The sequence below is a fragment of the Aquibium sp. A9E412 genome, from assembly GCF_030398335.1.
GTDB lineage: Bacteria > Pseudomonadota > Alphaproteobacteria > Rhizobiales > Rhizobiaceae > A9E412.
On record NZ_JAOAOP010000116.1, the window covers coordinates 1 to 5,517 of the forward strand.

The window sequence follows — 5,517 nt, forward strand, 5'->3', positions numbered from 1 at the left end:
GGCGACCGCCGCCGGCCGCCTCGAGGCCGAGGGGCTGACGGTGCTGCTTTCCGGGCTGCAGGTGGTCGAGCCGGACCGGCTGTGCGACGCCGCCGACGGCGGCACCTGGCCGTGCGGCATGCGCGCGCGCACCGCCTTCCGCGGCCTGCTGCGCGGCCGCGCGGTGGCGTGCGATCTCGACGACGGCGCTGCCGGCGGCGCCGGCACGGTGACGGCGCGCTGCGCGCTCGCCGGCCGCGATCTCGGCCGCTGGCTGGTCGAGCACGGCTGGGCGCTCGCCGCGCCGGGCGGCCCCTATGGCCAGGCCGCCGCCGCCGCGCGCGCCGAGCGCCGCGGCCTGTTCGGCGGCGGGCGGCGCTGACACGGCACGCGGCGAAACCGGGCGCCGGTTCGTGACGCGACGGGACAAGGTACGCGTCCCGCCGTCCGCCGGAACGTGCCGTGCTCCGGTCGCGCGATGCGCAAAAGCGTCAGCCGTCGGCCAGCTCGCCGTCGAGCGCCCGCCCGATCAGCGCCCGCGTCTCGGCCACGCCGTAGAGCGCGGCGAAGGAGCCGAAGCGCGGGCCGCGCTCCTGGCCGAGCAGCACCTGGTAGAGCATCTGGAAGAAGGCGACCGAAACGCCGGGCCCGCCCGACGGGCTCTTGCGCTGGTGGTCCTGGTAGCGCTCGATGCCGCGCGCCACGTCGAGCGCGGCGTCCTGGATCGCCTCGCCGTCGGCCGTCTCCGGCAGCGTGCCGAGGCGTTCCGACAGCCGCGCCAGCGCGTCGCGCTCGACCGCGTCGGGCGCGCGGAACGCCTTGGCCGGCTTCACGAAATCGTCGAAATAGCGGATCGCGTAGCCGACCAGCCGGTCGAGCTCGGGATGGCTTTCGGCCGACACGCCCGGCGCGTAGCGCGAGATGAAGCCCCACAGCACCGTCTTGTCGTGCGCGTTCGACGCGCTGACCAGGTTGAGCAGCAGCGCGAAGGGCACCGGCATCTCGGTCTCCGGCGGCCGGCCGTCATGGATGTGCCAGACGGGATTGCCGAGCCGGCTCTTCCAGTCCTGCCGCCGGTAGGCCGACAGGAAGGTGTAGTACTCGTCGACCGCCCGCGGAATGACGTCGAAATAGAGCCGCTTGGCCGTCTTCGGCTTCTGGTACATGTAAAGCGACAGGCTCTCGGTCGGCGCGTAGGTCAGCCACTCGTCGATGGTCAGCCCGTTGCCCTTCGACTTGGAGATCTTCTCGCCGTTCTCGTCGAGGAAGAGCTCGTAGTTGAAGCCCTCGGGCGGCCGGCCGCCGAGGATGCGGCAGATCTTGCCCGACGTCTTGACGTTGTCGATATGGTCCTTGCCCGACATCTCGTAGTCGACGCCGAGCACCGCCCAGCGCAGCGCCCAGTCCGGCTTCCACTGCGCCTTGCAGCCGCCCGCCCTGACGCTGGTCTCGTAGCGCTCGCCGGTGTCGGGATCGGTCCACTCGACGGTGGCGCGGTCGGCGTGCACCGCCTCGATCGGCACCTGCATGACGACGCCGGTCTCCGGGTGGATCGGCAGGATCGGCGCATAGGTGCGCCGGCGCTCCTCGCGCAGCGTCGGCAGCATCACCGCCATCACCGCGTCGTAGCGCTCCAGCATGCGCACCAGCCCTTCATCGAAGCGGCCGGAGGTGTAGTAGTCGAGCGCGGAGGCGAACTCGTAGTCGAAGCCGAAGGCGTCGAGGAAGCGCCGCAGCATCGCGTTGTTGTGGTGGCCGAAGCTCTCATGCGTGCCGAACGGGTCGGGAACGCGCGTCAGCGGCTTGCCGAGATGCTGCGCCAGCAGGTCGCGGTTGGGCACGTTGTCGGGCACCTTGCGCATGCCGTCGACATCGTCGGAGAAGCACAGCAGCGTGCTCGCCACCTTGCCCTCGGTCAGCACGTGGAAGGCGTGCCGCACCATGGAGGTGCGCGCCACCTCGCCGAAGGTGCCGATGTGCGGCAGGCCCGAGGGGCCGTAGCCGGTCTCGAACAGCACCCGCTCGGGAAAGCCCGTCGCCGCGTAGCGGTCGATGATCTTGCGCGCCTCCTCGAAGGGCCAGGCCTTGCTTTCGGCCGCCGCCGTCAGCATCCCGGCGATCGCCTCGGGGGCTTCGCCCGCCATGTCGCGCATCGTGTCCGTCCGTTCCCGTGTCGCGCCTGAGTGCGCGGCCAAAGGCTCTAGGCGCGCGTGCGCGGTGCGTCAATCGCGCCGCCGGTTTTTCGTTGCGGCGCGCGGTCGGCCTTTCTACCTTCGCGGCGATCCGCCCGGAGCCAACCGATTGGGAGAACCGCATGGCAGAGCCGACCGCGCAGGAAGCGCTCATCCACCTCATGGTCGTCATGTCGGCGGCCGACCGCGACATGACCGATTCCGAGCTGGCGCGCATCGGCAGCGTCATCCGGCTGATGCCCGTCTTCGCCGGCTTCGACGAGGAGCGCACCATCGCCGTCGCCCGCCAGTGCCAGGAGCGGCTGCAGGCGCCCGACGGGCTCGACGGCATCCTGTCGAGCGTCGCCGCGGCGGTGCCGCCCGACCTCTACGACACCGCCTATGCGCTCGCCGTTGAAGTGGCCTCGGCCGATCTCCACATGGAGCGCGAGGAGCTGCGCATGCTGCAGATCGTTCGCGCCCGGCTCAACGTCGATCCGCTGAGCGCGGCGGCGATCGAGCATGCCGCCCGCGCCCGCCACCGCACCCTGGCCTGACGGTCACGGCCGCGCTCAAGCGGTTGTGACTGGCCTTTGATGGGCGGCTCGTCGATTGAGGGCGCGTGGCGTCGCGCGACCGGGCGCGAAGAAGATGACGGGCCGCGCGTGCGGCCGGCGCCTGGCAACGCGCGCGGCAGCGAGACTGCAAGAGCCGACCGGAACGACCGCCGATGGACACCGTCTACCCCTCCGAGGCGCTGGTGCGCCTTGCCGCCTTCGTCGTCATCTTCGCCGCCATGGCCGCCTATGAGCTGTGGTCGCCGCGCCTCGAGCGGCCGGAGATGGTCGGCGCCTTCAAGGCGCGCCGCTGGCTCACCAACCTGTCGATGGTGCTGTTGTCGTCGGTCGTGCTGCGCATCGTCTTTCCGGCCGCCGCCGTCGGCGCTGCGCTGTGGGCCGAAAGCCGCGGCTGGGGCCTGTTCCGCCAGGCCGGGCTCGACCCGCTGCTCGCCGGCATCGCCGCCTTCGTGCTGCTCGACTTCGCCGTCTGGCTGGAGCACGTGGCGAGCCACAAGATCCCGCTTCTGTGGCGCATCCACCGCATGCACCATGCCGACAACGGCTTCGACGTCACGACGGGCCTGCGCTTCCACCCGCTGGAGATCCTGCTGTCGATGGTCTGGAAGGCGGCCGTCGTGGTGGCGCTCGGCGCGCCGGTTCTGGCCGTGCTGGTCTTCGAGATCGTGCTCAACGGCACCTCGATGTTCAACCATTCCAACGCCGGCCTGCCGCGCCGCCTCGACCGCGTGCTGCGGCTCGTCGTGGTGACGCCCGACATGCACCGGGTGCACCACTCCTCGATCCCGCGCGAGACCGATTCCAACTACGGCTTCAACTTCCCCTTCTGGGACCGGCTGTTCCGGACCTACGTCGCCCAGCCGCGGCTCGGCCACGACGGCATGGAGATTGGCCTGAAGGAGTATCGCGGAAGCATGACGGCCGGCCTCGCCTGGGCGCTGGCGCTGCCGTTCCGGCCGCTGATGCGGCGGGTTCAGAAGAACCCGATCGGGAAGTAACGCAGATAGAGCTCGGCGAAGCGCCCGTCGGCGTGGATCTCGGCCAGCGCGTGGTCGAGCGCCGCGGCGAGCTCGGCGCGGCCGCGCGGCACCGCGACCGCCAGCCCGTGGCCGAGATAGCCGGGCGCCAGATAGGGGCCGCCGGCGAAGCTGCAGCAGGTCTCCGAGGCCGAGCCGGCAAGCCAGAAGGACAGCCGCATGCCGTCGCCGAAGACGGCGTCGATCCGGTTCTGCTTGAGGTCGCCGAGCATCCACTCCGACCGGTCATATACCACCGGTTGCACATCGGTGAAGAAGTCGCGCAGCAGCCGCTCGTGCGCCGAGCCGTCGAGCACGCCGACGCGCCGGCCCGCCAGCGCCGCGGCGAGCGGCTCCTGCGCCGTGGCGCCGGCGCGCATGATGAAGCGGGCGGGAAACTGCAGATAGGCGCGCGAGAAGGCATAGCGCCGGCGCGCATCCGCCGTGATCGCCGTGCCGGCGATCAGCGCCTCGCCCTGGCCGCGCTCCAGCGCGGCCTCCAGCTCGTCCCACGGCAGCGCCTGGATCTGGCAGCGCGGGCCGAGCTCGAGCTCGGCGCAGATGGCGCGCGCCAGGTCGACATGGAAGCCCGACAGCCGGCCCTGCGCGTCGAGGAAGTTGAAGGGCGGGAAGTCGATCGTCGTCAGGAAGCGCAGCCGCGCCAGATCGTCGAGGTCGGGCTCGGGCAGCCGCTCGCGCGCATCCCAGAAGTTGGGGATCGTCGGTTCGCCGCGCGCCGCGCCGCCGGCGGCCAGGAGCAGCGCCGCCAGCGCGGCCGCGACGACGAGGGGCGTGCGCAAGACGGGGCCTCCGGTGCGGTTTCGCGGTTCCGACCGCTCGGCCTTCCCGTAGCGCGCCGGCCATGCCAATGCAAACCCGCGGCGCGCCGCGACCGCGTGTGCGCCGGCTGTCGGCGCACTCTGCGATTGCAATTCAGGGTTAATGGTCAGTTGCATCGCACGTGCGTAAGATTGATGCTCTGCGGGCAACGCGACAAGAGGTTGTGGATCCCATGACACAGTTCGACCGGACGCTGGAGTTCATCGATCGCATCCAGGGCGCCCGGAACCAGAACGAGATTTGCAGCACGCTTCTCGAGGTGACGCGCCCCTTCGGCATGACCGCGCTGATGGCGGGGACCGTGCCCAGTGCCGGCACGCCGGCCGACGAACAGCGTTCGCACGTCATCCTGTGCGAGTGGCCGGTGGAATGGCTCGAGCGCTACGTGGCACGCAACTATGTCGAGCACGACCCGCTGGTCGCCTACATGAAGCGCTCGCCCGCGCCGGTGAAATGGAACGAGGCCGCCGACAGCGTCAATGCCGGGCCCATCGGCCGCCGCGTCTATGGCGACGCCGGCGAGTTCGGCCTGCATGACGGGCTGGCCTTTCCGCTGATGACGCTCGACAACACCGCCGTGCTCGTGTCGCTCGGCGGCGACGGCATCGACCTGTCGCCGGAGGAGTTCAGCATCGTGTCGCTGGTCGCCACCTACGCGATCGGCCGGGCCATGCAGCTCGGCACCGCGCGCCCCGTCATCGACCACCGCCCCGAGCTCACCTCGCGCGAGATCGAGTGCATTCGCTGGGCCGCGCTCGGCAAATCGGAGTGGGAGATCTCGCAGATCCTCGGCATCTCCGAGCACACCTCGGAGAAGCACCTCCTCAACGCCAAGGCGAAGCTCGGCGCGGTCAATCGCGTTCAGGCTGTTGCCGAAGCGATCCGGCAAGGCTACATCATGTAACGTCGCCCCGGCCGGGGCGACCCGGGCGT

At 70.8% G+C, this 5,517-nt stretch carries 6 protein-coding genes; 4 read left to right on the forward strand and 2 right to left on the reverse strand.

What is annotated here, in order from left to right; translation table 11 throughout:
* On the forward strand, window positions 1-361 hold a 361-nt coding region (locus N1F89_RS20210; protein ID WP_290086270.1), incomplete at its 5' end, for a thermonuclease family protein.
* Window positions 362-470: 109 nt separating this feature from the next.
* Here the strand turns inward: N1F89_RS20210 and N1F89_RS20215 are convergent.
* Window positions 471-2,123 carry a lysine--tRNA ligase gene (locus tag N1F89_RS20215; RefSeq protein WP_290086277.1) on the reverse strand — a complete coding sequence of 551 codons (1,653 nt, stop codon included), beginning with the start codon at window positions 2,121-2,123 and terminating at the stop codon, window positions 471-473.
* A gap of 170 nt (window positions 2,124-2,293) precedes the next feature.
* Here N1F89_RS20215 and N1F89_RS20220 point away from each other — a divergent pair, with 170 nt between their 5' ends.
* Together N1F89_RS20220 and N1F89_RS20225 are read left to right on the forward strand one after the other, a co-directional pair.
* Complete coding sequence (locus N1F89_RS20220) at window positions 2,294-2,707, forward strand: tellurite resistance TerB family protein (RefSeq protein WP_290086272.1); 414 nt, start codon at window positions 2,294-2,296, stop codon at window positions 2,705-2,707.
* A gap of 173 nt (window positions 2,708-2,880) precedes the next feature.
* Complete coding sequence (locus N1F89_RS20225; protein WP_290086274.1) at window positions 2,881-3,726, forward strand: sterol desaturase family protein; 846 nt, start codon at window positions 2,881-2,883, stop codon at window positions 3,724-3,726.
* On the opposite strand, the gene N1F89_RS20230 is transcribed toward N1F89_RS20225, so the two are convergent.
* Complete coding sequence (locus N1F89_RS20230; RefSeq protein WP_290086275.1) at window positions 3,702-4,544, reverse strand: transporter substrate-binding domain-containing protein; 843 nt, start codon at window positions 4,542-4,544, stop codon at window positions 3,702-3,704. The genes N1F89_RS20225 and N1F89_RS20230 overlap by 25 nt on opposite strands.
* Window positions 4,545-4,756: 212 nt before the next feature.
* Between N1F89_RS20230 and N1F89_RS20235 the strand changes: the two genes are divergently transcribed.
* Window positions 4,757-5,488: an autoinducer binding domain-containing protein gene (locus N1F89_RS20235; RefSeq protein WP_290086276.1), complete on the forward strand. Its 732-nt coding sequence runs from the start codon at window positions 4,757-4,759 to the stop codon at window positions 5,486-5,488.
* Window positions 5,489-5,517: the final 29 nt, after the last annotated feature.